Here is a 25,340-nt window from a genome sequence, read left to right on the forward strand (position 1 = left end):
TCACCCGCCGGCCCCCTCCGCTCTGACCAGCAGCCGGTCCGAGACCGGGCGGTAACCGATGCGCGTGTACACGCCGTTGCTCGTCGGGTCGGCGAGATCGGTGAAGAGCAGTACCTCGTCCGCCCCCGAGGCGCGGGCCGCCCCGCTCACCGCGGCGGTCACCGCCGCCGCGTACCCGCGACGGCGGTGCTCCGGTGGTGTGTAGACGGGACCGACACGTACGGCCCCTGCGGTCCTCGGCGATGTGCCCGCCACCGACACCGGAACCCCGTCGTGCTCCCAGAGCGTCAGCCGGCCCTCCGCCGTCCGCTCGTCGACCGCCCGCGCATGACGTTCGCCGTGCCCGTCCGGTTCGCCGATGCCGGCGGCGAACGCGGCGAACCAGCGCAGCAGCAGCTCCCGGTCGCCGGCGGTCGCGGCCCTGGCCCTGCCGCCCGGAGCGGGCGACGGCGGAACGAGCTCGCCCAGCCGGTACAGCCGCTGCTCCTCGTCGACCCGGTGACCGGGCCAGTGGGCCGTCACGGCCAGGGCCGTGGCCCGGTCCGCGTTGACGCGGGTGAGCCGGCGTGCCGCCATCAACGGCCCCACCGCCTCCGGGGCGACCGCGTTCAGTGTCGCGGGGTAGGGGGGCGTCTGGAGCAGGGTGCCCGCCACCTCGCCGTCAGCGCCGCGCCACCAGCCCAGCACCGGATCATGATCGCCGAAGGCGTGCGGGCCGTGACGGCGCAGGGCGGCGGCGACGGTCAGCGTGACGCTGCTCCCGGCCGGCCGGGAGGCCAGCGAGGGGCCTGCCGCGTCGAGGAAGACATCGACGTCATCAGTGAAGGTCCAGGTCATGGACCGGCATTCTGCCCGGCGCACCACGGCCGGAGCAGCCGGTCTATCCGCGTACGAACTCGGCCCCCGCGTCCCGCAACCGCTCGTGCAGCAGCCCGAACACCTCCGCCGACCTGCCGCCCGGCCACGTCCGGGGAAGCAGTTCCCCCGGCAGCCCCGGATCCGCGTACGGCACCTGCCGCCAGGAGTCCAGCGCCATCAGGTAGTCCCGGTACGCCGTCTCCGGAGCGGGCGGCTCGTCCGGGCGCGCCTCCCAGGAGCGCAGCACCGGTTCGTGCCGCGTCAGGAACGCGTCGTGCAGCCGGGCCACGGCCTCCAGGTCCCACCAGCGCGCCACCGACTCCCCGGTGGCCGCGAAACCCAGATGGTCACCGCGGAACAGTTCCACGTACGGGGCGAGTCCCAGGCGCTCCAAGGTGTGCCGGGTCTCGTCGTACAGCGCGGCCGGTGCGATCCAGACCCCGGGCGCGGCCGTGCCGAAGCCGAGGCCGGACAGCCGTGAGCGCAGCAGGTGCCGCTTGTGGCGCTCGGCCTCCGGGACGGAGAACACGGCGAGCACCCAGCCGTCCTCGATGCGCGGGTCCGGATGCCGGTAGATCCGCCGGTCCCCGTCGTCGAGCAGCTGGCGGGCGTCGGCCGAGAGCGCGTATCCGGCCGCTCCCCGGGGCGTGCGGGCCGCGACGAGCAGTCCGCGCCGCTTCAGCCGGGAGACGGAGGACCGCACGGCGGGAGCCTCCACACCGACGGCGCCGAGCAGCCGGACGAGTTCCGCCACCGGCATCGGGGCGTCGCCCGGGGTGCGTCCGTACGCACCGTAGAGGGTGACGATCAGCGAGCGGGGGGTGTGCGGTTCGGCCATGTGATCATTCTCGGTCCGGTGCGCCGGAGTCCGCACCGGATTCGTCCGCGCGAAGCCGGAACCGTTGCAGTTTGCCGGTGGCGGTACGGGGGAGTGCGGGCAGGAACGTGATGAGCCGGGGGCATTTGTGCGGGGCCAGTTCGGACCGCATGAAGGCACGCAGGGCGTCGGCCGACAGGGCGGAGCCCTCGCGCCGCACCACGTACGCCGCCACGATCCGGCCGCGCAGCTCGTCCTGGCGGCCCACCACCGCGGCCTCCGCCACCTCGGGATGGCGCAGCAGGGCGTCCTCGACCTCGGGGCCCGCGATGTTGTACCCGGAGGAGATGATCATGTCGTCGGCGCGGGCGACGTAGCGGAAGTAGCCGTCGGCGTCGCGCACATAGGTGTCGCCGGTGAGATTCCAGCCGTCCCGCACGTACTCCCGCTGCCGCGCGTCGGCGAGATAGCGGCAGCCGACCGGTCCGCGCACGGCGAGCAGTCCCGGCTCGCCGTCCGGCACCGGTTCGCCGTCCCGGTCCACCACCCGGGCCTGCCAGCCGGGGACCGGGACGCCGGTGGTGCCCGGCCGGATCGCCTCGTCGGCGGCGGAGATGAAGATGTGCAGCAGCTCGGTGGCGCCGATGCCGTTGATGATGCGCATACCGGTCCGCTCGTGCCAGGAGCGCCAGGTGGCGACGGGCAGGTTCTCACCCGCCGAGACGCAGCGGCGAAGCGCCGAGAGGTCGTGGCCGTCGAGCTGATCGAGCATCACCCGGTAGGCGGTCGGGGCGGTGAACAGTACCGAGACCCGGTGCGCGGCCAGGGCGGGCAGCAGCTGCTTCGGACCGGCCTGCTCCAGCAGCAGCGCCGACGCGTCGGCACGCAACGGGAAGATCACCAGACCGCCGAGCCCGAAGGTGAAACCGAGCGGCGGACTGCCCGCGAAGACATCGTCGGGCACCGGCCGCAGCACATGCCCGGAGAAGGTGTCGGCGATCGCGAGCACATCGCGGTGCAGATGCATGCAGCCCTTGGGGCGGCCGGTGGTGCCCGAGGTGAACGCGATCAGCGCCACGTCCTCCGCCGCGGTGTCCACGGCCCGGTACGGGCCCCGCCTGCGGTCGGCCAGCCGCAGCAGGTCGTCGGGGGCGTCCCCGCCGTACGCCGTGATCCGCAGCCCCGGCGCCTCCGCCCTCACCAGGTCGCCGGTCGACCGGACGTCGCACAGCGCGTGGCTGATCCGGGCGATCGAGCAGATCGTGGCGAGCTCGGCGGCCCGCTGCTGGGCCAGTACGGTGACGGCGATCGCGCCCGCCTTCAGTACCGCGAGCCAGCAGGCGGCGAGGTACGGCGTGGTCGGGCCGCGCAGCAGCACCCGGTTGCCCGGCACGACGCCCAGGTCCGAGGTGAGGACATGGGCGATCCGGTCCACCAGGTCCCGCAGCTCCCCGTAGCTCAGCACCCCGCCGTCGGGCGTACGGAAGGCGGGCCGGCCGGGTCCGAAGCGCTCGGCCGTGCGGTCCAGCAGCTCGGCGGCGCAGTTGAGCCGGCCGGGATAGCGCAGCTCGGGCAGGTCGAAGAGCAGTTCCGGCCACTGCCCGGCGGGTGGCAGATGTTCCCTGGCGAAGCTGTCGATGTGCGCTGAGGTATTCGGGTCCATGAAGGATCGCCCCCTTTTCGCCCTTGGAGCGTATCGTTTGGGTGACGGTAGTCAACGGTTCGCGATAAGGCGGGTGACCGAACGGGGGCGGATGAAGGAGCGGGTGCGGGGTACACGCGGCACGGCGGAGGAATGAGGCATGACGGAGTCATGGTGATGGACGACAACGCGGCACAGACGCGTGGCCGGGCCGGCGCGGCCGCCCCCGGCCGGCGGCCGGCCGGCCGTCCCGGCCTCCGGGGGACGGCACCTTCGGAAGGAGAGGTGCCGGCATGACGGCATTCTCGCTCGATCCGGCACGGACCGCCTGGTGCGAGGAGCTGTGCACCCTGGCCGACGAGCGGCTGCGTCCGCTTGCCGGGAAGGGCGAGCCGGGGCATGTCAACCGTCCCCTGGTGGCCGCGCTCGGTGAGCTCGGTCTGCTGGACAGGATGCTCGGATCCGGCGCGCTCGACCTGTGCCTGCTGCGCGAATCACTCGCCCGGGGCTGCACGGAGGCCGAGACCGCCCTGGCGCTCCAGGGCCTCGGGACGTACCCGGTCGTGCAGGCGGGCACCCCCGCCCACCGCGCACGCTGGCTCCCCGAGGTCCGCGCGGGCCGCGCCGTCGCCGCCTTCGCGCTCAGCGAGCCGGGCGCGGGGTCGGACGCGGCGGCCCTGGCCCTCGACGCCGTGCCCGCGACCGACGGCTGGCGGCTGACCGGTGAGAAGTGCTGGATCTCCAACGCCCCGGAGGCCGACTTCTACACCGTCTTCGCCCGGACGACCGAGGGCGCCGGGGCGCGCGGCGTCACCGCATTCCTGGTCCCCGCCGACCGCCCGGGTCTCACCGGCACCGCGCTCGACATGCTCTCCCCGCACCCGATCGGCGCCCTGAGCTTCGACGGTGTGCCGGTCACCCCCGACGACGTGCTCGGCGAACCGGACCGGGGCTTCCGGGTCGCCATGAACACCCTCAACCTCTTCCGGCCCAGCGTCGGCGCCTTCGCCGTCGGCATGGCCCGCGCCGCGCTCGACGCCACCGTGGAACACACCGCCACCCGCGCCGCGTTCGGCGGCCCGCTGAAGGAGCTCCAGGCCGTCTCGCACCAGGTGGCGGAGATGGCCACCCGCACCGAGGCCGCCCGGCTCCTGGTGTACGCGGCCGCCGCGGCCTACGACGCGGGCGAGCCGGGGGTGCCGCGCCGGGCCGCGATGGCGAAGCTGTACGCCACCGAGACCGCGCAGTACGTCGTGGACACCGCCGTCCAACTGCACGGCGCCCGCGCCCTTCGCCGCGGCCATCTGCTCGAACACCTCTACCGGGAGGTCCGCGCCCCGCGCATCTACGAGGGCGCGAGCGAGGTCCAGCGCACCATCATCGCCAAGGAGCTGTACGCGAACCGGGAGCCGTCCGCATGAGTCCGATCCACCGGATCAACCCCGCCGAACTCTCACCGCCCGCGGGTTTCTCGCACGCCGTCACCACCACCGGGAGCCAACTGGTCTTCCTCGCCGGGCAGACCGCCCTGGACCAGCGGGGCGAGATCACCGGGAGCACCCTCCCCGAGCAGTTCGCCACCGCGCTCACCAATCTCCTCAGCGCCCTGCGCGCGGCCGGGGGCGCCCCCGCGGACCTGGCCCGGGTCACGGTCTACGCCACCGATGTCGCCGACTACCGTGCGAACGCGGCCGAACTGGGCCGGATCTGGCGGCGGCTGGCCGGCCGCGACTATCCGGCGATGGCCGTCATCGGAGCGGCACGCCTCTGGGACGAACAGGCACTGGTCGAGATCGACGGGGTGGCGGTCCTGCCCTGAGAGCGCGAACGCCCCTTCCCGCACCGGGAATCCGGGCCGGGACGGGGCATTCGCGCTCTCGGGTCGCCTCAGGCGCGGCCCGTGATCAGTACGGCTTCACCAACACGTGCGCCGCACCCGGGATGCCGACCTTCAGCAGCTCGTCCTCCTCGGGCGTCGTCTCGCCGCCCGTCTCCTGCTTGAGGACGGCACGCGAGAGGGCCTGCACCCACATCGCGCGGGGGCGGCGGCGGGCCTCCCAGGCGCCGAGCGCGGCCGCGACGTCCGCCTCGGCGTCCAGCGACTCGGCGAGCACCAGTGCGTCCTCCACGGCCATCGCCGCACCCTGGGCCAGGTGCGGGGTGCTCGCGTGCGCGGCGTCACCGGCCAGGACCACCCGGCCCACGTGCCACGGCTCCTCGACGGTCACCTGGGAGATCCGCGAGTACACGACCGCCTCCGGCCCGGTGACGGCGTCAAGTGCCTCGGCGACCGGGCCGGAGAACATCGGCAGCCGCTCCTTCAGCTGCTCGTGGGCCTTCTCGGCGTCGGGGCGGAAGTCCTCGGCCTCGGCGAAGACCGCGCCCAGATACATCAGCTCGTCCGTGATCGGGGTGAGCAGCGCCTTGGCCGCCTGGCCCGCGCTGCCCATGACCACGCCCTTGACCTGCTCCTGACGGGGCACGGTGACACGCCAGTTGGCGAAGCCGGTGTACTCGGGCGTGTAGCGGTCGCCGTACAGCCGGGTGCGCAGCGGCGAGCCGATCCCGTCGAAGCCTACGACCAGGTCCCAGCGGGCGGCCGAGCCGTCGGACAGGGTGACGTCCACGCCCTCGCCGTCGTCGGTGAGCTCGGTGATGGTCGCGCCGAAGCGGATCGTCGCTCCGGCAGTGGTGGCCGCGGCGCCGAGGATGCGGGAGAGTGCCGGGCGCGGGATGCCGTTGTTGGACGGGGCGTCGCCCATGCGGGGCTGCGGGATCGCGGCCACGGTGTTGCCGGCCGGGTCGGCGATGGTCAGGATCTCCCACTCGAAGCCCGCCTTGAGGCAGTCGTCGAGGACCCCGATCTCCCGCATGACGTGCAGGGCGTTGGACGGCTGGATGATGCCGACGCCCAGCGCCTCCAGCTCGTCGCGGAGTTCGGCGACCTCGACGGTGTGGCCGCGCCGGGCCAGTGCGGTGGCGAGCGTCAGCCCGCCGATCCCGCCGCCGTGGATGAGGACGCGCAGGGGTGTTGCCATATCGGATCTCTCCAGTACGAGAAAAGTGTGCGAAGTGTCGGGGAGGGGTCAGCCTGTCGCGACGGGCAGGCTCATCAGGTGGTCCACGAGGGCCAGCAGCACGTCACGGCCGAAGGGCCGCTCGCGTACGTCGCCGACCAGCACGGGGACATGCGGATCGAGGTCGAGAGCAGCCCTGACCTCGTCCAGGGTGCGGGTGTTGTGGCCGTGGAAGCAGTTGATCGCCACCACGAACGGGATGTCCCGGCTCTCGAAGAAGTCGATCGAGGCGAAACTGGTCTCCAGCCGCCGGGTGTCGGCGATCACGACGCCGCCGAGGGCCCCGTTGACCAGGTCGTTCCACATGAACCAGAAGCGCTCCTGGCCCGGTGTGCCGAACAGGTAGACGACGAGCTCCGGACTGACCGTGATCCGGCCGAAGTCCAGGGCCACGGTGGTCGTGTCCTTCTGTCCGACACCGGCCAGATCGTCGACGCCGATGCTCGCCTTGGTCAGGAACTCCTCGGTGCGCAGGGGCGCGACCTCGCTGACGGCGCCCACGAGGGTGGTCTTGCCGACGCCGAAACCGCCGGCGACGAGAATTTTTACGGCGGCGGGGGCCGCCTGACTGATGGTCATCTTGGCTCAGAGTCTCCCGAGTCCGTCACGAAGTGCGGCCAGCATTCCCATGTCGGCGCCGCCGGCCGCCCGCGCCACCGAAAGGGGCGCGCGGGCGAGCAGCAGCCCCTGGGCGACCAGGTCCGCCAGCAGGATCTTGGTCACCGTGACCGGGAGGTTGAGGTCCGCGGACACCTCGGCGACAGCGGCCGGGCGCCGGCAGCGGTCCAGGATCATCCGGTGCTCCGGCTGGAGCCTGCCCGGCTGGACCGCCGCGCCATGAGCGTCCCGGGGGTCGCTCGCGGTGGTCAGCACGGTGATGAGGCTGAAGTCGTCCCGCTCGGGTGCGGTCCGGCCACGGGTGATGGTGTACGGGCGCACCATGGTGCCCGCCCCGTCCTCCCCGTCCGCCCAGCCCTCATCGCTCTCGTCCTCCCAGCGCGGGGTCACGGGCGCGGCCCGTCCCCGGCGCCGAAGGCGTTGAAGTCACGCCGCACGGGGGTGGTGAGCTTCTGGCCGACCTGCTGGACGAGGTTGTGCATGGCGAGCGACATGATCTCGGCGTCCACCTCCTGGGAGGCGACGACGGCCAGGTGCGTGCCCTGGGCGGCCGAGATGATGAAGAGCCACAGATCCGACAGCTCGACGATCACCTGGTGCACGCCGCCGCCGTTGAAGAGCTGGCCCACACCGCGGGCCAGGCTCTGCTGGCCCGTGCAGATCGCGGCCAGCCGCTCGGCGTCGGACCGCTCGACGGTGCGCGAGTGGCTCACCACCAGGCCGTCGTCGGAGAGCAGCACGGCGTTCAGGGTCTCGGCCACCGAGTCCACCAGACCGTCGAGCAGCCAGTCGAGGTCCTGGTGAGTGGCGGTTGTGCGTGTCATGACCGTTCTTCTCTCGTGGGGAGGGGTGCGGGAGGGGCGGGCTGCGTCGGCGGCTCGTCGGTCGCGCGGGCAGCGCGGGACCTACGCTGGAAGGCTCCGATGGCGGCACCGGCGCGGCGCGGGGCCTGCCGGGGCGTCGGCTCCGAGGACCGGCCGGGCGGCTGGGGTGCGGCAGGCCCGGATGCCGGGTCGATCCGCAGCTCGTCCGCGAGGCTGGCCTGTCGTACCCGGCGCGGCAACGGGGGTTCCGCGGCGGGTGCGGCCGGCAGCGCGGGCCGTCCGGGCCCGCCCTCCCGGCCGGTCGTGCCCGCGGCCGGGGGCGCCGGATGGTCGGGTTCGGACACCGACAGCTGTCCGGGGTACCCGGCGGCGGGCTCCGGCTGCCGGGGTCCGGGGACCGGGAAACCGGCCCGGTCGGGGACGCCCGCCGCGTACGGCTCCTGGTACGGCTGGTGCGGAGTCATGTACGGCTCCTCCGGCGTCTGGTAGGGCTGGTGCGGTACCGGGTACTGGCCCTCGGCCTTCATGTACGGCTGCTCGGTACCGGCGTACGGGTCCTGGGAGGACCCGCTGTAAGCGGTGTCGTGCTGCTCGCCGTACCCGTCCCGGTCCGCCCCGCGGAACGGGGAAGCGGGCGCGGTGAGGTCGTACGTACTGCCCGGCGCGCTTCCTGCGTAGGGGGTGTACGGAGTCCCCAGGTCACCGAACGGGTCGCCGGCGGGGGCCGGCTTCGGCTGCTCCTCCCGCTCGGGGAAGGGCTCGTCCGCCGCCGGGTAGGGCGCACCCGCGGTCTCGAACGGCGCGTTCGCGGAGTGCAGTGCCGTGACATCGGCGAGCGCCTGGCCCCGGCCCCGGCTGGGCAGTGCGTCGGCGTCACGGGTCGGGGCCGGTACCGGGGCCGGTTCGGCGCCCAGGTCCTCGGGGGACGGCACGGCCACCGGACCGGAGTGCGGACCGGGGACGGTGAGCGCGTCGGGGACCAGCAGGACGACCCGGGTGCCGCCGAAGGCCGAGTGACGGAACTCCACCCGCAGACCGTGCTGGTCGGCGAGGCGCGCGATCACGTACAGACCCAGCCGGATGTCGTCGGAGTGCGCCAGCACGTCCATCCGGGGCGGCCTGTTCATCAGCTCATTGGCCTCGGCGAGCTGCTCCTCCTCCATGCCGAGCCCGCGGTCCTCGACCTCGATGGCCAGGCCCCGGCTGACCCGGGCCGCCCTGACCTCGACGGGACTGGGCGGCTTGGAGAAGGTCAGGGCGTTCTCGATCAGCTCCGCCAGCACATGGGAGACCGGGCCGACGGCCCGCTCCGAGAGCCAGGGGGCGCCGTCCAGATCCAGCACCACACGCCGGTAGTCCTGCACTTCACCCTGGGCGGAGCGCATGACGTCCAGCAGCGGTACGGGCTTGCGCCAGCGCCGGTGCGGGGAGCCGCCCGCGAGGATCACGAGGTTCTCCTCGTAGCGCCGCAGACGGGCGGTGAGGTGGTCGAGGTCGAAGAGACCGTCCAGCACCTCGGGGTCCTCGTGCTTGCGCTCCAGCTCGTCCAGCTTCTTCAGCTGCTGACCGATCAACTGCTGGGTACGGCGCGCGATGCGCTGCAGCAGCCGCTCGAAGCCCCGGTGCTGGTCGGCCTGTTTGACGGCCGCCTGGAGGGCACTGGTGCGGGCCAGGTCGAGTGCGTCACCGAGCTGGGTCAGCTCGTCGGCCTTGCCGCCGGCCGCGCGGTCGTGCCCGATGGCACGGGCCTCGGCCTCGACATCGATGCGTTCGCCCTTGCCGAGCCGCTCGACGACATCGGGCAGCGACTTCTCCAGCTCCTCGGCCCGCTCCTGGAGCCGGCCGATCCGGCGCCGCAGATTGCGGGTGAGGCGCCAGGTGATCCAGATGACCGCGACGACGGCGAGGAGGCCGACGACCGTGGTGATCACGACCCTGATCAGCAGGGAGATCACACTGTCCTTGCCGTTGGCGACGACCAGGTCGGTGCGGTGCTCCATGAGCTTCACCAGCTGGGGCGTGACCTGGTCCATCGCGCCGCGCCAGGTCTTCTCCTCGGCGCCGAGGCGGACGAAGCCGGAACCGTCCGGGTCGGCGGGCCGCAGCACCTCGTTCTCCACCTGGGTCTTGGTCTTCCAGGCCGAACTGGCCGCGATCTCCTCCCACATGGCCTTCTCGTCCGCCGGAAGGTAGGGGGCGACCTTGGTGGAGTACTGGAAGGACTGGCTGGAAACGGCCTGGCGCACCTGCTGGAGGTCTTCCGTGCTCAGCTTGCCCTCGGGCCAGCCACGTGCCAGCAGCGCGTCCGAGCGCGAGATCATCTCCTTGGCCCAGAACAGGTCCACCAGCGGCTGCGAGAGCGTGGTGATCTGGCCGTTGTCCACATGGCTGAGCGCGGTGAAGAGCCTCAGATCGACGGCGATCAGGTCCGTGTAGTAGCGGTACACGGCCTTCTGCTGGTCGTTGTCGCCCTCGTCGACGAGGGTGCGCTGCGCCGGGAGTTGCGTGATCGCCGTACGGGCCTCGACGACCGCGTCCCGGACCTCGCCGGGGGCGTCGTCGGTGGCGATGTCGGAGAGGGACTGGAAGCCGGAGATCGCTTCGTCGGTGAGCTTGCGCTGCTTGCGCAGCGCGTCGGTGACACCTCCGTGCCTGGCCAGAGCTTCGGCGCTGAGCCGCCGCTCCTCCTGAAGGTTGTAATAGACGATGTTGGACGGCTGGCCGGCCTTCTGGGCCAACTGCCCCTGGGCGGCCTGCCTCTGGAAGTCGAGCAGAGTCTGACCACTGGTGACGGCCCAGAGGGCGGCCAGTGCGACACCGGGGACGATGGCCAAGACGAGCAGGGCTGTCCGCAGCGACATTGTGGTCGAGTCGCTCCGCCGTGACGCGCGCGTGCGCAGGGCATGCTCCTTGACGTGATGCCAGCCTCGCGACTGGCCAAATCCGTTGGAAACTTCGACAGATAGATATTAGTCACACTGCAAAAATCGAAAGGAAGCGGGCTCACATGTGCAGCACTGATCACTCACAGAACCACCATCAACGCGCGAAGTTGTCCGGAAAGTGACGCTACGGCAGCGGGGCCGAGGGGCGTGCGCGTTGGCTCGGAGGGCGCTGCGGGGGGTCGCGCGGAACGGGGGGTGACAGTCCATCACCGCGGGTGCGGCGGCGGCGCACACCGTCACCTGTGTGCCTGTGTGCCTGTGTGCCTGTGTGCCTGTTTGTCCGCGCGTCCGGGGTTCGTATGTCCGGGGCTCGTGTGTCCGGGCGGTCCGGAGGGTCCGGACGCAACTGATCCCAGTGTGCGGCGGTGGGTGCGGCGCGCCGTACGGGTGAAGCAGGGCTGGGGATATATCTGTATTTAGTGCCTACTGTCTGTTCTGTTCCCTCCCGTGCCGCACTTCCCGGTGCCTCGACGTGTCGTGCGACGACCGCAAGTGCCCCGACCTGCCGTGCCGCGACCGTCCGTGACGTGTTCCCTCGGGCCACCGGCCGTGCCGTGATCCGTGCCGCGACGCGCCGCCGTGCGGCCACCGCCCGGGACGGGCGCGGGGCACCCCGCGAGGCCGCATGACCGCGCTGGTCATCTGCCACTTCGTCCTCGCCGCGTGCGCGCGCCCGCTGGTGCGGCGGCTGGGTGCGCGCGCCTTCGTGGTTCTCGCGCTGCCCCCTGCCGCCACCACCTGCTGGGCGCTCGCCCAGTGGGACACGGCGGCCTCCGGCGCCTCGCTCACCTGGTCGTGGGCCTGGATCCCCGACTACGACGTCTCCGTCGCCCTGCGCCTGGACGCCCTCGCCGAACTGATGGTGCTGCTCGCCGCGGGCGTCGGCACGCTCGTCCTGCTCTACTGCGCCTCCTACTTCACCGACGGCACTCCACAACTGGCCGGGTTCGCGGGAAACCTGCTGGCCTTCGCCGGGGCCATGCTCGCCCTCGTCCTCTGCGACGACCTGATCTCGCTCTATGTCTTCTGGGAGCTGACCACGGTCTTCTCCTACCTGCTGATCGGATTCGACAGCGAGCAGCGGCACAGCCGCCGCTCCGCACTCCAGGCGCTCACCGTCACCACCCTCGGCGGACTGGCCATGCTGATCGGATTCCTGGTCATCGGCCAGGCGGCCGGCACCTACCGCATCTCCGCGATCGTCGCCGACCCGCCTCCCACGAGCCTCGCGGTCTCCGTGGCGGTCGTGCTGATCCTGTGCGGCGCCCTGTCGAAATCGGCGATCTGGCCGTTCAGCCTGTGGCTCCCGAACGCCATGGCCGCGCCCACTCCCGTCAGCGCGTATCTGCACGCCGCTGCCATGGTCAAGGCCGGCGTCTACCTGGTCGCCCGGCTCGCCCCGGGCTTCGCCGACGTACCCGTCTGGCGGCCCGCCGTGATGATCCTCGGCGCCGCGACCATGCTGCTCGGCGGCTGGCGGGCCCTGCGGCTGCACGACCTGAAGCTCGTCCTCGCCTACGGCACCGTCAGCCAGCTCGGCTTCCTCACCCTGCTCGCCGGCGTCGGAAACCGCGACGCGGCGCTGGCCGCCGCCGTCATGATCCTCGGTCACGCCCTTTTCAAGGCGCCGCTGTTCCTCGTCACCGGCATCGTCGACCACGCGGCCGGCACCCGGGACCTGCGCAGGCTCTCCGGCGTCGGACGGTCACTGCCGTACGTCTGCGCCGTCGCCATGACGGCCGCCGCCTCCATGGCCGCGCTGCCCCCGCTCCTCGGCTTCGCCGCGAAGGAGGCCGCCTTCGACGCGCTGACGCACGGCGACACCGCGGACCGCTGGGCGCTGGGCATCACGGTGGTGGGCTCGATGCTGACGGTCGCGTACACCGTCCGGTTCGTCTGGGGTGCCTTCTGGCGCAAGCCCGGTGTCGCCGACACCCCGGTCCACCGGGTGAGCTGGGCCTTCCTCGCCGCGCCCGCCCTGCTGGCGGTCTGCGGACTGGTGCTGGGCCCCGGCGTCGGGTGGACCGACCGCCTGCTGAGCGCGTACGCGGACGTCTTCCCCGCCTCCGCCCACCCGTACCACCTCGCGCTCTGGCACGGCTGGGGCACCGCGCTGCTGCTCTCGGCCGTCGCCACGGCGGGCGGTGCGGTGCTCTTCGCCGCACGCGGCCCGGTCACCCGCCTCTCCCGGCGGATCGCCTGGCCGACCGCGGACAGTGTCTTCGGCCAGCTGCTGCTGGGCCTGGAACGGCTCTCCCTCCAGATCACCGGATTCGTCCAGCGCGGCTCGCTGTCCGTCTACCTCGCCACCACCCTCCTGGTGATGCTCGCGGGCCAGCTCGCCGTGCTCGGCGCCGACCGGCCCTGGCACGGCGCCCCGGCGCCGCGGCTCTGGGACGTACCGCTGCAGGGCGCCGTCGCGGTCCTGACCTGCGCGGCGGCGCTCTTCTGCCTGACTGTCAGGCGACGCATGAAGGCCGTGGTGCTGGCCGGACTCACCGGATACGGGACCGCGCTGCTCTTCGTCGTACAGGGCGCACCGGACCTGGCGCTCACGCAGTTCTGCGTGGAGACCGTGTCGATGATCGTGTTCGTCCTGGTGCTGCGGCGGATGCCGGTGCACTTCCAGGAGTCGGTGAGCTCCTGGCGGCGGGCCGTCCGCATCCCCGTGGCGCTGGCCGCCGCGGCCACCCTGAGCGTGGTGGTGTGGGTCGCGGCGGCCGCGCGCACCGCGGAGCCGGCGGGCGCCGCCATGGTCGAGGAGACCGCGCACCACGGCCTCAAGGACGTGGTGGCGACCATCCTGGTGGACCTGCGGGCCTGGGACACGATGGGGGAGTCCGCCGTCCTCGCCGCTGCGGCGATCGGCGTGACGAGCCTGATCTATCTGCACCGCCGCGCCGAGGGAGCCGCGGCGCCGCCCGAAGTACGGAGGCATACCGCCTGGTCGGACACCACGGCCCGGCTGACGGGGCTGCCGCGCGGCGACGAAGGCGCGCCGGAACGCAGCTGGCTCGCGGCCGGCGCCACGCTCGCGCCCGAGCACCGCTCCATCGTCTTCGAGGTGGTGGCCCGGCTGCTGTTCCACCCGATCCTGGTGCTCTCGGTGTACCTGCTGTTCTGCGCCGAGAACATGCCCGGCGGCGGCTTCGTCGCCGGACTGGTCGCCGGGGTCGCGCTGATCACCCGCTACCTGGCGGGCGGCCGCTTCGAACTCGCCGAGGCCGCGCCCCTGCAGCCCGGCCTCTTCACCGGCCTCGGCCTCTTCCTCTCCACCGGAGTCGCCCTCCTCGGCCTGACCGACGGCTCGGTCCTGCACGCCTGGACCTACCACGGACATCTCCCGCTGATCGGCGACTACCACTTCGGTACACCGGTGATCTTCGACTGCGGGGTCTATCTGCTGGTCCTGGGCGTGGTGCTGGACATCGTGCGGGCCCTCGGCGCCAAGATCGACCGCCAGATCGAGCGGGCGGCCGCCGAACAGGCCGCGGCCCCGCACACGGCCGGCCCCGGACCCGCCACCGGCCCCGCTCCCGGTACCGGAGGCGCCACCCCATGACCGTCAGCGCCTCGCTCCTCGCCACCGCCGCGGTCCTGTGCGCGGTCGGCGGCATCCTCATGCTCACCCGGCCGCTCACCCGGATCCTGCTGGGCGCGGTGATCGCGGGCAACGGCATCAACCTGCTCGTCCTGTCCGCCACCGGATCGGCCGGCCGCGAACCCCTGCTCTACGGAGTCGACCTGAGCCGGGTCACCGACCCGCTGCCCCAGGCCATCGCCCTCACCGCGATCGTCATCACCCTGGCCACCACCGCGTTCCTCCTCGCCATGGCCTACCGCAGCCACCAGCTCACCGGCACGGACGAGGTCCACGACGACCAGGAGGACCGGCGGATCGTGCTGCGCGCCGAGGTCCTGGGGGAGCGCAACGAACTGCGTCAGCGGTACCGCGCCGAGGGCGACCGCACGGCCGAGACCCGCCGCCGCTACCGCGAGGAACACCGCCGTCTGCGGGCCAGGCTGCGCGCCGACCGCGCCCTCCAGGCCCGGGGCCGGGACGCGAGCGGGGACCTGTGGCACGACGTCCTGGGCGCCGACCCCGAGGACTACGCGGCCCAGCGGCCCGCGGACGGGCCCGGAGCCCCCACCACCCCCGACGACGCGAACCGAGGAGACACCGGATGAACGCACTCGTCCCGCTGCCGGTGCTGCTGCCGCTCTGCGCCACCGGCCTGAGCCTCGCCTTCGGCACCAGGCTCAAACAGTTCCAGCGCTTCATCAGCGTCGCCGTGCTCACCGCCGTACTGGGCCTCTCGGCCGCCCTGATGATCGCCGCGGACATGAACGGCCCCCTCAGCGTGCACCTCGGCGACTTCGCGCCGCCGCTCGGCATCACCCTGGTCGCCGACCGGCTCTCCGGACTGATGCTGACCGTCTCCTCGGCCGTCACCCTCTGCGTCCTCGTCTACTCCCTGGGCCAGGGCATGGCCGACCGGGACGAGGAGACACCGGTAGCGGTCTTCCACCCCGCCTATCTGATCCTGGTCGCCGGAGTCTCCTGCACCTTCCTCGCCGGCGATCTGGTCAACCTGTACGTCGGCTTCGAGATCATGCTGGTCGCCAGCTTCGTCCTGCTCACGCTCGGCGGCACCGGCCCCCGGATCAGGGCGGGCTCCACCTACGTGATCATCTCCCTCTTCTCCTCGATGCTCTTCCTCACCGCCATCGCCATGACGTACGCGGCCACCGGCACCGCCAACTTCGCCCAGCTGGCCGGGCGCCTCGCCGGACTCCCGCTGGGCGTCCAGACCCTGATCCAGGCGATGCTGCTGACCGTCTTCGCCATCAAGGCCGCCGTCTTCCCCCTCGCAGCCTGGCTCCCCGACTCCTACCCGACCGCGCCCGCCCCCGTCACCGCGGTCTTCGCCGGACTGCTCACCAAGGTCGGCGTCTACTGCATGCTGCGTACGGAGACCCTGCTCTTCCCCGGCAACCGCCTCGGCGACCTGCTGATGGCCACGGCACTCGCCTCCATGGTCATCGGCATCCTGGGCGCCGTCGCACAGACCGACCTGAAGAGGCTGCTCTCCTTCACCCTCATCAGCCACATCGGCTACATGGTCTTCGGGATCGGCCTCGCCACCAGGCAGGCGTACGGCGGGGCCATCGTCTACGTGGTTCACCACATCACCGTCCAGACCACCCTCTTCCTGGTGGCCGGACTGATCGAACGCCGGGGCGGCACCACCGAGATGACCCGGCTCGGCGGCATCGCCAGAGCCGCTCCGCTGCTGGCCCTCCTCTTCTTCGTGCCGGCGATGAACCTGGCCGGCATTCCACCGCTCTCCGGCTTCATCGGCAAGCTCGGACTCATGCGGGCCGGTGTGGCCGACGGCAGTGTCTGGGCCTGGATCCTGGTCATCGGATCCACGGTGACCAGCCTGCTCACGCTGTACGTGATGGCCAAGGTCTGGAACCTCGCGTTCTGGCGGGCCGCGCCTCCCGGCCAGGCCGCGGACGGCACGCTCCTGGAGTCGGACGACGACAGCGACGACGACAGCGACGAGGGTCCCGACCGGATGCCGGGCACCGGTGACGAAGGGGTACGCCCCCGCCACGAGCCGGCCGGGCGCGCCGTCGCGGCCACCCTCCACGGCCATGCCGTCACGACCACGACCAAGCTGCCGCATCCGATGATCTGGGCCACCGCGGCCACGGTCGTGCTCGGCCTCGCCTTCACCGTGTTCGCCGGACCGCTGACCTCGTACACCGACCGGTCGGCCGCCGAACTCATCGCGCGCGTCCCCTACATCGAGGCGGTGCTCGGCCGGTGAAACGCCTGATCATGTTCCCCTACCGGAACAAGAACCTGCCTCCCTTCAGCATGGAGTTCGGCGGTCGCCGCCCCCGTGTCCTCGATCTTCCGCTGATCGCCTGGCTCACCGTCATCTGGGTGCTGCTCTGGTCCAGCCTGAACTGGGCCAACCTGCTGACCGGGGCGGTGGTCGCGGTGGCCGTCTGTCTGGCCTTCCCCCTGCCCCAGGTCGACCTGGGACTGCGGCTGCACCCCTGGGGCATCCTGCGGCTGGCCGTCTATCTGCTCTACGACATGTACACCTCCGGTGTGAAGGTCACCCGGCAGATCTTCGGGGACTACCCGCACCGCGCGGCGGTCATCGCCGTCCCCCTGCGCTGCCGCTCGGATCTGATGCTCACCGCGACCGCCGTCGCGGTGTCGAACGTGCCGGGCGGATCGGTCGTCGAGGTGCGCCGCGCCACCGCCACCGTCTTCGTGCACGTCCTCGACGCGGACCGGCCCGCCGAACTGGTCGCGGCGCGCCGTTCCGTGTGGCGCATGGAGGAACTGACCGTCCGGGCCTTCGGCACCCGGGACGAGATCGACCGGGTCGCGGCACCGCCCCCGTCCGCACCGCATACCGGCGAGCGGCCGGGAGACCAGGAGGAGGGCGCATGAGTGTGCCGGAGACCGTCGACCGGGTGCTGCTGACCGCGGCCGTCGTCCTGATCGTCGTCGCCGGAGCGGGGCTGCTGTTCCGCATCTGGCGCGGCCCCTCGATGCTGGACCGGGCGATCTCGCTGGATGTCTGCGCGGCGCTCATCATCGCCGGCCTCGGCGCCAAGTCCGCCTTCGCGCGGGACCCGTTCTACTTCCCGATCATGCTGGTGCTGGCCTTCCTCGGCTTCACCGGATCGGTCGGCATCGCGCGCTTCATCGCGGTACGCGACCGTCCGCCGGCCCGCACGCGTGCGGACGGCGACCGGCACGACGGCAGGGAGGCACCATGAGTCTCTGGCTCCAGATCGTCGACACGGCGGGCGCCGTCCTGCTGTTGACCGGCGCGGCGATCTGCCTGCTCGGCGTGGTCGGCATGCTGCGGCTGCCCGACGTCCTGTCCCGCAGCCACGCGGCGACCAAGCCGCAGTCCCTCGGCATGCTGCTGGTGCTGGCCGGGGTCGCACTGCGGCTGCGCAGCGGCATGGACCTCGCGACGCTGGCGCTGATCGGTTTCTTCCAGCTGATGACCGGTCCGGTGGCCGCGCACCTGGTCGCGCGCTCCGCCTACCGAACCGGCCAGATCGACCACAGTGAGCTGCTCTTCGACGAACTGGACGAGCAGCTGACCGAGGAGAGCTGAGCCATCAGTACGCAGGCCGCGTCGCGTTGCGCCGGCGGCGGACAGCGGGGAGGCAGTCGCGTTCAGTACTCCGTGCGCATCGCGCTGCGGCCGGCTGCGGACAGCAGGGAGCCGATCGCGATCCCGATGACGAGATACAGCGCCGCCGAGCCGATCCTGGCGTCCAGCGGGGCGGAGGTGGTGAAGGGCAGCAGCACCATGACGGCCGTGGCGAGCGTGACGATCCAGACGAAGAAGGTGCCCGGCTGCGGGGTCGCCAGCATCAGCACGTGCAGGAGGCCGGTCGCCACCAGCGCGGCGAACGCCGCCCCTATGGCCAGCACCCCGGTCGACGCGTCACCCATCACCCCGTCACCCTCCGGCGCGAAGACCGGGATCCCGAGCACGCCGCGGATCAGCAGCAGCCCGACGACGGCGGTGAGCGCGGCCACGACGGCGGTCATGGCACCACCCGCCCACAGCCGTCGGGCATCGACCCGGGGGGCCTGGGACCGTGGCCGGTGCTGGGGCGGTACGTACCCGGTCTGCTGCGGCTGCCACTCGTAACCGTCCTGTGGGTCCATGACGGACCTCTCCCCTCGCTCGGCCGAATCCCGATCGTCGAACGGCTGCCGGGGAACGGCGACCGGGCGCGGGCCGTACGGGTGACGCCCCGCCGGCTACCGGTCCGGCTGCCCGTCGTCGGCCCCGGCCGTCAGCAGCGCCTCGATCGTGCCGTCCTGGAGCGGGTGCGGGGACTGGGCGCCGAGGCGTGCGTACAAGCGGTGCCAGGCGGCCTCGTTCTCCACGGGCAGGTGCTCGCGCACCAGCTCCGCCACCTTGCCCACGGCCTCGGCCACCGCCGCGGGCGCGTCCGACCGGTGACGGGCGTCGCCGAGGTACCCCAGGACGCAGGCGCCCTGCCCGGCGACGGTTATCAGGTCGTCGGCGGTGACCGGACCCTGCTCCAGCATGTGGTCGAGCCGGTCGATCGCACCGTCGGTCGTGCTTCCGTAGCTGATGGCGGTCCGCAGGATCCCGCGGGCCACCAACGGATCGTCGGCCCTGCACACGGGCCGGTTGCGGGAGGCCTTGGCGGCCGCCGCGGCATGCCGGGCCAGCACCTCCGGGGGCGTCGACGGACGGTTGACGATCAAGGGCCATTGCTCGAAGGGCTCCCGGGCGTGCTCCGCCTCCAGGTACGGCCAGTCGATCTCCCAGTCGTCGAAGAGCCGCATCAGCTGCGGCGCCCCCGTGGAACCCGAGGTCTTGCTCGCCCGGCGCAGCCGGGCGGCCAGCTTCGGCGTGGTGAACTCCCGCTGCGCCCGCGCCCGGAGTGTCGCGACGGGGTCGGGGGCCGTCAGCGCCTTGGCGCAGATACGGGCGACGGCGGGCGCGACCGAACCGGTGGCCAGGAGCGCGGTCAGCCGGGCCGGTCCGCCCGCCCGCAGCAGCGCCAGGCATCCCGTCAGATGTTCCTGCGTCATGAACTTCTTCTGGATGAGTCCGCCGAACGCCGCCTCGATCAGCTCCGGTTCACGCGCCTGGAGGCATTCGTGGTGGATGAGGGAGGAGATCTCCGACACCCGAGGGGCGAGATTCACCGCGGGGTCGGTGAGGGCGACCCGACGCAAGTCCGGGCTGACCCAGGGCCAGGTGTTCGCCACGCGCAGATGGATGTCCTGATCACCCAGGGTCAGCAGGGGTTCGGAGGTCCGTTCGTCCAGGGCCACGCTGCCGGCCAGGACGAGCAGCGCGTCGCGGTCGCCGACGGCCATGAGATGACTCAGCACCGCCGGCGGAATGCCGTGCCGCAGGGCCACCACGTACTGCGCGAGCCGCACACCCGTTCCGGAGGGGAGGGCGGGCATGACGAGCCCGAGGACAGCGCTGTCCGCCCGTCGCAGCACCTCGCCTGCCGGCCACCACCACGTCGCGTCGAACAGCTCGTCCGCCGCCGTCCTCCTCTTGGTGCGGCGTGTGTACATCCACTGGTTCTCAAGGTCGCGGGTGGGCAGCAGGAGGGCCGGATCGGGCTCGATGGACGCGGCCAGTCCGAGCAGCTGCGGCCAGGTGATGTCCGGCCGGTCCGAGGTGCTGCGGCACGTCTGCTCCACCGCTGTCAGAAGCCGGAGCCAGGCCTGCTGATCGGTGCCCAGCGCGTCGGTCAGCAGGGTGCGCAGCCGGCGCTCGAAGGCATGGCGGATGCGGACCGGCTCCCACCTCACCCGGACCGGCATCGACAGCCTGGCCGGCAGCACCTCCAGGATGTCGTCGGCCGTGACGATTCCGCCCAGGTAGAACGGCGAGAGCCACTTGGCGATCGATGCGACGCTCTGATGGCCTCGTGGTCCGTGGACCGCGCGGTCCGCATCGGTACGCAGCCGCTCCAGGACCTCCTCACGGCCGGGCACGGGCACCGGGCGGGGGCCGCGCGGGGCGCCCTCGGGGAACCCGCAGCCCGTCCAGGCCTCGGTGAGCCAGTCGGGACACCCCGTCGCCCGGGGCCAGTGGGTTTGGTGCGTGGCACCGAGGAACCGGACGACCTCCGGATCACGGGGGACCGGCGGCAGGGCGCCACCCGTGTCCGCCGCCAGCCGCCACAGCAGGTCGATCGCGGCGACTGCCGCGCGCTCGGTCGAGCTGAACGGCGCCCAGTGCACATTTCCCCTGGTCCGGGGCGTGTGTCCCGCCTCGGAGTCAGCCGTGACAGGCGTGCCGCTGCCGGTGTCCGTCGTTGTTGTCGTCCCCGTGTTCCCCATACGCGCATTCCAGCACACGGCTCCGACATCGCCGTGCGGCACCGGGACAGCCCAGGGCCTGGACCGTCCTCTCAAGGGGCCTGTATGCCACGAATGTTGGAGATTCCGAGCCCCAGGCTTCTGCCGTGCCGGCCGGCCAGGCCGTCCTCCAGCACCTCGGCGAGGCGGGCGAGGGCCTCGACCACGCCCGTCCGGTCCTCGCCGAGTCCGGCCAGCAACTCGGCCTCGGTGGCGAGCTGGCGCGGGAAGAGGTGATCGATGGCCTCCTTTCCCGACTCCGTGATCGTCACGAGCGCGGCCCGCCGGTCCGCCGGGTTCGGGGTGCGTGTGATGTGGCCGCGCTTCTCCAGCTTGGCCAGCGTCTTGCTGACCCCGGCGCGCGACATCCCCATGTTGTCGGCCAGCCGGCGGGCGATGGACGGCTCGGTCGCGTACCGGAGGGGGATGAGCAGATCGGCCTCGGGGGCGGTGAGCGGAGCGCCCTCGTAGACGGGCTCCAGAGCGCGCTCGAAGAGCGAGGACACCTGCTTGACGAGAGCCGCGACCTCCATGGCGGAGGCGTCGAGCCCCGGGTTGTTGCGGACCCAGTCGTCGCGGACACCATCGGGATGGGACTGCACCAGCACTCCTTTGTTAACCAGTGAACCATCAGTTATCGTTCTCGTCATGCTATCTCGTTCCCCCGCCTCCGCCGAGGCGGCGCCCCGGGCTGCCCGGACCCCGTCCCCCCGGCACGCCAATGCCCTGATCGCCGTGCTGGGCGCTCTCACCGCCGTGGCCCCGCTGGCCACCGACATGTACGTGCCCGGATTCCCCTCGATGGGCGCCACGCTCCACGCGAGCAGCTCGGCCGTGCAGCTCACGCTGACCGCCTTCCTGGTCGGCCTGGTCGTGGGCCAGCTGCTGATCGGCCCGCTGAGCGACGGCTGGGGCCGCCGCAAGCTCCTGCTGGCCGGCTCGGCGGGCTTCGTCCTCACCTCCCTCCTGTGCGCTGTCGCGCCGAACGTGGAACTGCTCACCGCCGCCCGCTTCCTCCAGGGCTTCGCGGGCGCGGCCGGCATGGTGCTCGCCCGTGCGGTGATCACCGACTGCTTCCGGGGAGCGGACGTACCCCGCTACTTCGCACTGCTCTCGCAGATCCTCGGCATCGCACCCATCGCCGCGCCGGTCGTCGGCGGAGCGGTCCTGTCGCTGTCGACCTGGCGCGCCGTCTTCGTCGTCCTCGCCGCGCTCGGCGTACTGCTTCTGGTCGCCGTACTGAAGAAGGTCCCCGAGACGCTGCCGACGGAACGCCGGCACGGAGGAGGGCTCGGCGGCACCTTCCGCACCATGGGCACGCTGCTCAAGCACCGCGCCTTCATGGGCTACGTCCTCGTGCTCGGCTTCACCTCGGCGGCCCTGTTCGCCTACATCAGCGGTTCCAGCTTCGTCTTCCAGAACGTGCACGGCGTATCGCCCACCGCCTACTCGCTGATCTTCGCGTCGAACGCCGTGGGCATGCTGATCGCCGGAGTCGCCTTCGCGCGCCTCTCCGTACGAGTCCGGCTGAACACGCTCCTGATCGCGGGGCTCACCGTCTCGGGCATCGGGGCCGTGGCGCTGACCGTCCTTCCGGCCGTGACGGGAGAGAACCTGGCCGTCACCTGGATCTGCCTCTTCGTCGCCATCTCCGGCATCGCGGTGATCTTCCCCTCGACCATGAGCATCGGCCAGAGCCTGGGCCGCAGTGCCCCGGGCGCCGCATCGGCGCTCATCGGCGGACTCCAGTTCCTGTTCGGTGCCGTGGCCTCGCCGCTCGTCGGCCTCTTCGGAGAGGACAGCGCGACTCCCATGGCCGTCCTCATTCTCCTCGCCCTCGCCCTCGCGGGCGTCTGCCTCGTCCTGCTCGCCCGGCCGTGGAGGGGGCACGGCGAGGTCGCCCACGAGCCGACGGGCGGCGAGAAGGCCTGACGAGAGGCGCGCCCGGTCCGCACTGTTCCTGCCCGGGGGTGTTCCCGTAGCCTCTGCCCGCACGGTGACGAGAGCGCGGGAGGAACCGGTGGACGACAGTCGTATGAGGGCACGTGAGCTGGGAGTGCCGCTGACCGGCGTTCCGGGGCGGTGGAACGCGATCACGGACGTTCCCGGCGTGGAGGTGGGCTATGTGACCCTCTGCGAGGGCGACGACGTACGTACCGGAGTCACCGCACTCCTGCCTCGCGGCAGGGACGGTGTGGGCACGCCCTGCTCGGCCGGCTGGCACTCGTTCAACGGCAACGGCGAGATGACCGGCACCGCCTGGATCGAGGAGAGCGGATCGCTCGCCGTGCCGGTGGTCATCACCAACACCTATGCGGTCGGTCCGGTCCACCGCGGTGTCGTCGAGTGGGTGCGCGCCAACTGCCGCGGCATGGCGCCCGAGTGGCTGCTGCCGGTGGTCACCGAGACCTGGGACGGCCACCTCAACGACATCCACGGCACGGCCGTGGAGTCCCGGCACGCGGCGGAGGCCATCGAGGCGGCCTCCTCCGGACCGGTCGAGGAGGGATGCGTCGGCGGCGGTACGGGCATGCGCTGCTACGGGTTCAAGGGCGGCTCGGGGACCGCGTCGCGGGTGGTGGAGTACGGCGGGGACCGCTACACGGTCGGCGCGTTCGTGCAGGCCAACTTCGGCGCACGGCGCGAACTGGTGGTGGCCGGAGTCCCGGTGGGCCGCGAACTGCCCGACGGTCCCGCTCCGGAGCCCGACGGTGAACGCCAGGTCCCGCCCGGCGCGGGATCGGTGATCGTGGTCGTGGCCACCGACGCACCCCTGCTGCCGGGTCAGTGCAAGGCGCTGGCCCGGCGTGCGACCCTCGGCCTCGCCCGCACCGGCACCACCGGGAGCCATTTCTCGGGCGATATCTTCCTGGCCTTCTCCACGGCCAACGCGGGTGCTCTGACCAGTACGTTCCCCGAGGACGACGGCAGCGCTCCGTACGAGTCGATGCGCTTCGTGCCATGGGGCCGGATGGACCCCTTCTACGGCGCGGTCGTGGAGTCGGTGGAGGAGGCGGTCCTCAACGTCCTCACCGGCGCGCACCCGATGACGGGCCGGGCCGGCCATCACGTCCCCGCACTGCCGCTGGACCGGGTGTCCGAACTGCTGAAGGCGCGGGGTGCGACGGCTTAGTGCGGCCCGGCGGCGCCGCGCCCCGAGGGGCAGCGGGCATCGGCGTCCGGTGCTCAGTCGTCCGGTGTACCCAGCCCGCCGGCGGCTGCGCCGGGACCGTGCGGTGCTCGGGGCCGACGCGGTCCGGCGCCCCGATGTCGGAGGCTGTTGCTACGGTCAGGACCGCCCACCGGGAGTGGGCGCTGAACGTAGCGACTCTTCAAGGGGCGATCGATGGCTGTGCAGTTCCTCGTGCACGAGGTGTTCGGGAGAGTCGAGTCCGACGACGGCGAAACCGTCTGGGAGGCGGCGCTGCCGCTGGCCGGTCGTGAGATCAGCATCGACATCAACCGCGACGGAAGGCTGATGGACTCCGCCGTCCTGGACCGGTTGGCCCGGCATGTTGCGGATCTGGACGCTCTGGACCACAAGGCGCGAGGCTGGGTGCGCACGAACTTCGCCGAGGAGGATTCGGCAGTCCGGGACTACGCCGAGTTCCACCAGGACGAGGCGGTGGCGGTGTTCGGCGAGGCGGGCTCGATCGATCTCGAAGTCTTCCTCGCCGAGCTGGCGCTGATCCGCATCGGGTTCTACCCCGACGGCGACGATCCCGGGATCGTTCTCGACTACACGATCGGTACCGAGCTGACCGACTACCTCCTCGTCGTGTCCCTCGACGAGGGTGGCGAGCTGCGGGACATCGCGATGGAGAGTTGAGTCCCGCACCTACGACGGCACCGACCGGGCGAAGGGGGAGCGGCTCGGCCGGTTTCGCCATGAGGACGCCGGCTCACTCAAGGGGACTCGCCCTCGGCCGCCGCCGGCACTGCCGTATGCGCCCCCGAGCCTGTCAGAACGTCGAGAGCCGAGCGAACTTCGAGACCGACCAGACGTAGCCGAGGACGGCGAGGCCCAGACACCAGCCGAGGGCGATCCATCCGTTGTTGCCGATCTCGGTGCCGAGCAGCAGCCCGCGCAGGGTCTCGATCGCCGGGGTGAACGGCTGGTACTCGGCGATCGGCCGGAACCATCCGGGCATGGTGTCGACGGGGATGAAGGCGCTCGACAGGAGGGGCAGCAGGATCATCGGCAGCGCGTTGTTGCTGGCGGCTTCGGCGTTGGGGCTGATGAGACCCATACCGACGGCGATCCAGGTGAAGGCGGTGGCGAAGAGAACGAGCAGTCCGAAGGCGGCCAGCCATTCGAGGGCGGTGGCGTCCGTGGAGCGGAATCCGATGGCCACGCCGACGGCGCCGACGAGGACCACGCTCGCCACGCACTGCAGGACGCTGCCGACGACGTGCCCGATCAGTACGGAACCACGGTGGATGGCCATGGTGCGGAAGCGGGCGATGACACCTTCGGTCATGTCGTTGGAGACCGAGACGGCGGTGCCGATGGTGGTGCTGCCGATGGTCATCATCAGGAGCCCCGGGATGATGTAGGCGATGTAGTCGGAGCGGTCCGTGCCGCCGATGCCGGCGCTCATGACGTCGCCGAAGATGTAGACGAAGAGCAGCAGCATCAT

At 71.9% G+C, this 25,340-nt stretch carries 23 protein-coding genes; 11 read left to right on the forward strand and 12 right to left on the reverse strand.

The genetic code is table 11. From position 1 onward, the window contains the following. The 3 genes from ACZ4LX_RS33650 to ACZ4LX_RS33660 are packed head-to-tail and all read right to left on the reverse strand — an operon-like array spanning position 1 to position 3,338. Positions 1 to 837 carry a GNAT family N-acetyltransferase gene (locus ACZ4LX_RS33650; RefSeq protein WP_467650809.1) on the reverse strand — a complete coding sequence of 279 codons (837 nt, stop codon included), beginning with the start codon at positions 835 to 837 and terminating at the stop codon, positions 1 to 3. 43 nt (positions 838 to 880) lie between these two features. Further along, the gene (locus tag ACZ4LX_RS33655; protein ID WP_467650808.1) at positions 881 to 1,696 is read right to left on the reverse strand and encodes a PaaX family transcriptional regulator; all 816 of its coding nucleotides are present in this window, start codon (positions 1,694 to 1,696) and stop codon (positions 881 to 883) included. Between the two features lie 4 nt (positions 1,697 to 1,700). Further along, complete coding sequence (locus ACZ4LX_RS33660; RefSeq protein WP_467650807.1) at positions 1,701 to 3,338, reverse strand: AMP-binding protein; 1,638 nt, start codon at positions 3,336 to 3,338, stop codon at positions 1,701 to 1,703. Between the two features lie 272 nt (positions 3,339 to 3,610). Here ACZ4LX_RS33660 and ACZ4LX_RS33665 point away from each other — a divergent pair, with 272 nt between their 5' ends. Together ACZ4LX_RS33665 and ACZ4LX_RS33670 are read left to right on the forward strand one after the other, a co-directional pair. After that, on the forward strand, positions 3,611 to 4,738 hold the full coding sequence (locus tag ACZ4LX_RS33665) for an acyl-CoA dehydrogenase family protein (RefSeq protein ID WP_467650806.1): 1,128 nt from the start codon (positions 3,611 to 3,613) through the stop codon (positions 4,736 to 4,738). Continuing rightward, positions 4,735 to 5,136 carry a RidA family protein gene (locus ACZ4LX_RS33670; RefSeq protein WP_467650805.1) on the forward strand — a complete coding sequence of 134 codons (402 nt, stop codon included), beginning with the start codon at positions 4,735 to 4,737 and terminating at the stop codon, positions 5,134 to 5,136. Before ACZ4LX_RS33665 ends, ACZ4LX_RS33670 begins: the two co-directional genes overlap by 4 nt. 85 nt (positions 5,137 to 5,221) lie before the next feature. Here the strand turns inward: ACZ4LX_RS33670 and ACZ4LX_RS33675 are convergent, their stop codons facing one another. From ACZ4LX_RS33675 to ACZ4LX_RS33695, 5 genes are read right to left on the reverse strand one after another with little or no spacing between them, the layout of a single operon-like run. Further along, complete coding sequence (locus ACZ4LX_RS33675) at positions 5,222 to 6,355, reverse strand: FAD-dependent monooxygenase (RefSeq protein WP_467650804.1); 1,134 nt, start codon at positions 6,353 to 6,355, stop codon at positions 5,222 to 5,224. A 48-nt stretch (positions 6,356 to 6,403) separates the two neighbouring features. Further along, positions 6,404 to 6,973 (reverse strand): GTP-binding protein, encoded by a 570-nt coding sequence (locus tag ACZ4LX_RS33680; RefSeq protein ID WP_467650803.1) that lies wholly within the window; start codon positions 6,971 to 6,973, stop codon positions 6,404 to 6,406. A gap of 6 nt (positions 6,974 to 6,979) precedes the next feature. Then, positions 6,980 to 7,402, reverse strand: coding sequence for a DUF742 domain-containing protein (locus tag ACZ4LX_RS33685; RefSeq protein ID WP_467650802.1), 423 nt, complete (start codon positions 7,400 to 7,402; stop codon positions 6,980 to 6,982). Beyond that, positions 7,399 to 7,836: a roadblock/LC7 domain-containing protein gene (locus ACZ4LX_RS33690; RefSeq protein ID WP_467650801.1), complete on the reverse strand. Its 438-nt coding sequence runs from the start codon at positions 7,834 to 7,836 to the stop codon at positions 7,399 to 7,401. The genes ACZ4LX_RS33685 and ACZ4LX_RS33690 overlap by 4 nt, the downstream gene beginning before the upstream one ends. After that, positions 7,833 to 10,697 carry a sensor histidine kinase gene (locus tag ACZ4LX_RS33695; RefSeq protein WP_467650800.1) on the reverse strand — a complete coding sequence of 955 codons (2,865 nt, stop codon included), beginning with the start codon at positions 10,695 to 10,697 and terminating at the stop codon, positions 7,833 to 7,835. Before ACZ4LX_RS33695 ends, ACZ4LX_RS33690 begins: the two co-directional genes overlap by 4 nt. A gap of 709 nt (positions 10,698 to 11,406) precedes the next feature. Here ACZ4LX_RS33695 and ACZ4LX_RS33700 point away from each other — a divergent pair. The 6 genes from ACZ4LX_RS33700 to mnhG are packed head-to-tail and all read left to right on the forward strand — an operon-like array spanning position 11,407 to position 17,941. Next, the gene (locus ACZ4LX_RS33700; protein ID WP_467650799.1) at positions 11,407 to 14,343 is read left to right on the forward strand and encodes a Na+/H+ antiporter subunit A; all 2,937 of its coding nucleotides are present in this window, start codon (positions 11,407 to 11,409) and stop codon (positions 14,341 to 14,343) included. Beyond that, positions 14,340 to 14,969: a Na(+)/H(+) antiporter subunit C gene (locus tag ACZ4LX_RS33705; protein ID WP_467650798.1), complete on the forward strand. Its 630-nt coding sequence runs from the start codon at positions 14,340 to 14,342 to the stop codon at positions 14,967 to 14,969. Before ACZ4LX_RS33700 ends, ACZ4LX_RS33705 begins: the two co-directional genes overlap by 4 nt. Next, complete coding sequence (locus ACZ4LX_RS33710; RefSeq protein ID WP_467650797.1) at positions 14,966 to 16,618, forward strand: Na+/H+ antiporter subunit D; 1,653 nt, start codon at positions 14,966 to 14,968, stop codon at positions 16,616 to 16,618. The genes ACZ4LX_RS33705 and ACZ4LX_RS33710 overlap by 4 nt, the downstream gene beginning before the upstream one ends. 11 nt (positions 16,619 to 16,629) lie before the next feature. Next, complete coding sequence (locus tag ACZ4LX_RS33715) at positions 16,630 to 17,259, forward strand: Na+/H+ antiporter subunit E (protein WP_467650824.1); 630 nt, start codon at positions 16,630 to 16,632, stop codon at positions 17,257 to 17,259. Next, positions 17,256 to 17,591 carry an MrpF/PhaF family protein gene (locus ACZ4LX_RS33720; protein WP_467650796.1) on the forward strand — a complete coding sequence of 112 codons (336 nt, stop codon included), beginning with the start codon at positions 17,256 to 17,258 and terminating at the stop codon, positions 17,589 to 17,591. The genes ACZ4LX_RS33715 and ACZ4LX_RS33720 overlap by 4 nt, the downstream gene beginning before the upstream one ends. Then, positions 17,588 to 17,941, forward strand: a complete 354-nt coding sequence (gene mnhG, locus ACZ4LX_RS33725) for a monovalent cation/H(+) antiporter subunit G (RefSeq protein WP_467650795.1) — start codon at positions 17,588 to 17,590, stop codon at positions 17,939 to 17,941. The genes ACZ4LX_RS33720 and mnhG overlap by 4 nt, the downstream gene beginning before the upstream one ends. 62 nt (positions 17,942 to 18,003) lie before the next feature. Here the strand turns inward: mnhG and ACZ4LX_RS33730 are convergent, their stop codons facing one another. From ACZ4LX_RS33730 to ACZ4LX_RS33740, 3 genes are all read right to left on the reverse strand, one after another. After that, positions 18,004 to 18,504, reverse strand: coding sequence for a DUF6069 family protein (locus ACZ4LX_RS33730; protein ID WP_467650794.1), 501 nt, complete (start codon positions 18,502 to 18,504; stop codon positions 18,004 to 18,006). Positions 18,505 to 18,600: 96 nt separating this feature from the next. Beyond that, the gene (locus tag ACZ4LX_RS33735) at positions 18,601 to 20,682 is read right to left on the reverse strand and encodes a hypothetical protein (protein WP_467650793.1); all 2,082 of its coding nucleotides are present in this window, start codon (positions 20,680 to 20,682) and stop codon (positions 18,601 to 18,603) included. A 71-nt stretch (positions 20,683 to 20,753) separates the two neighbouring features. Then, a complete protein-coding gene (locus tag ACZ4LX_RS33740) occupies positions 20,754 to 21,302 on the reverse strand; it encodes a MarR family winged helix-turn-helix transcriptional regulator (RefSeq protein WP_467650792.1) in 549 nt (182 codons plus the stop codon). A 46-nt stretch (positions 21,303 to 21,348) separates the two neighbouring features. Between ACZ4LX_RS33740 and ACZ4LX_RS33745 the strand changes: the two genes are divergently transcribed. The 3 genes from ACZ4LX_RS33745 to ACZ4LX_RS33755 all read left to right on the forward strand — a co-directional run bounded on the left by ACZ4LX_RS33745 (position 21,349) and on the right by ACZ4LX_RS33755 (position 24,529). Beyond that, positions 21,349 to 22,632, forward strand: a complete 1,284-nt coding sequence (locus ACZ4LX_RS33745) for a multidrug effflux MFS transporter (RefSeq protein ID WP_467650791.1) — start codon at positions 21,349 to 21,351, stop codon at positions 22,630 to 22,632. A 103-nt stretch (positions 22,633 to 22,735) separates the two neighbouring features. After that, a complete protein-coding gene (locus ACZ4LX_RS33750) occupies positions 22,736 to 23,833 on the forward strand; it encodes a DmpA family aminopeptidase (RefSeq protein WP_467650790.1) in 1,098 nt (365 codons plus the stop codon). A 213-nt stretch (positions 23,834 to 24,046) separates the two neighbouring features. Continuing rightward, entirely contained in the window at positions 24,047 to 24,529 is a 483-nt protein-coding gene (locus ACZ4LX_RS33755; protein WP_467650789.1) for a DUF2004 domain-containing protein, read from the forward strand. Between the two features lie 133 nt (positions 24,530 to 24,662). Here the strand turns inward: ACZ4LX_RS33755 and ACZ4LX_RS33760 are convergent. Beyond that, positions 24,663 to 25,340, reverse strand: a 678-nt coding sequence (locus ACZ4LX_RS33760; RefSeq protein WP_467650788.1) for an ABC transporter permease, incomplete at its 5' end; no start/stop codon positions are given.

It is taken from the genome of Streptomyces sp. NPDC026062, from assembly GCF_055568375.1.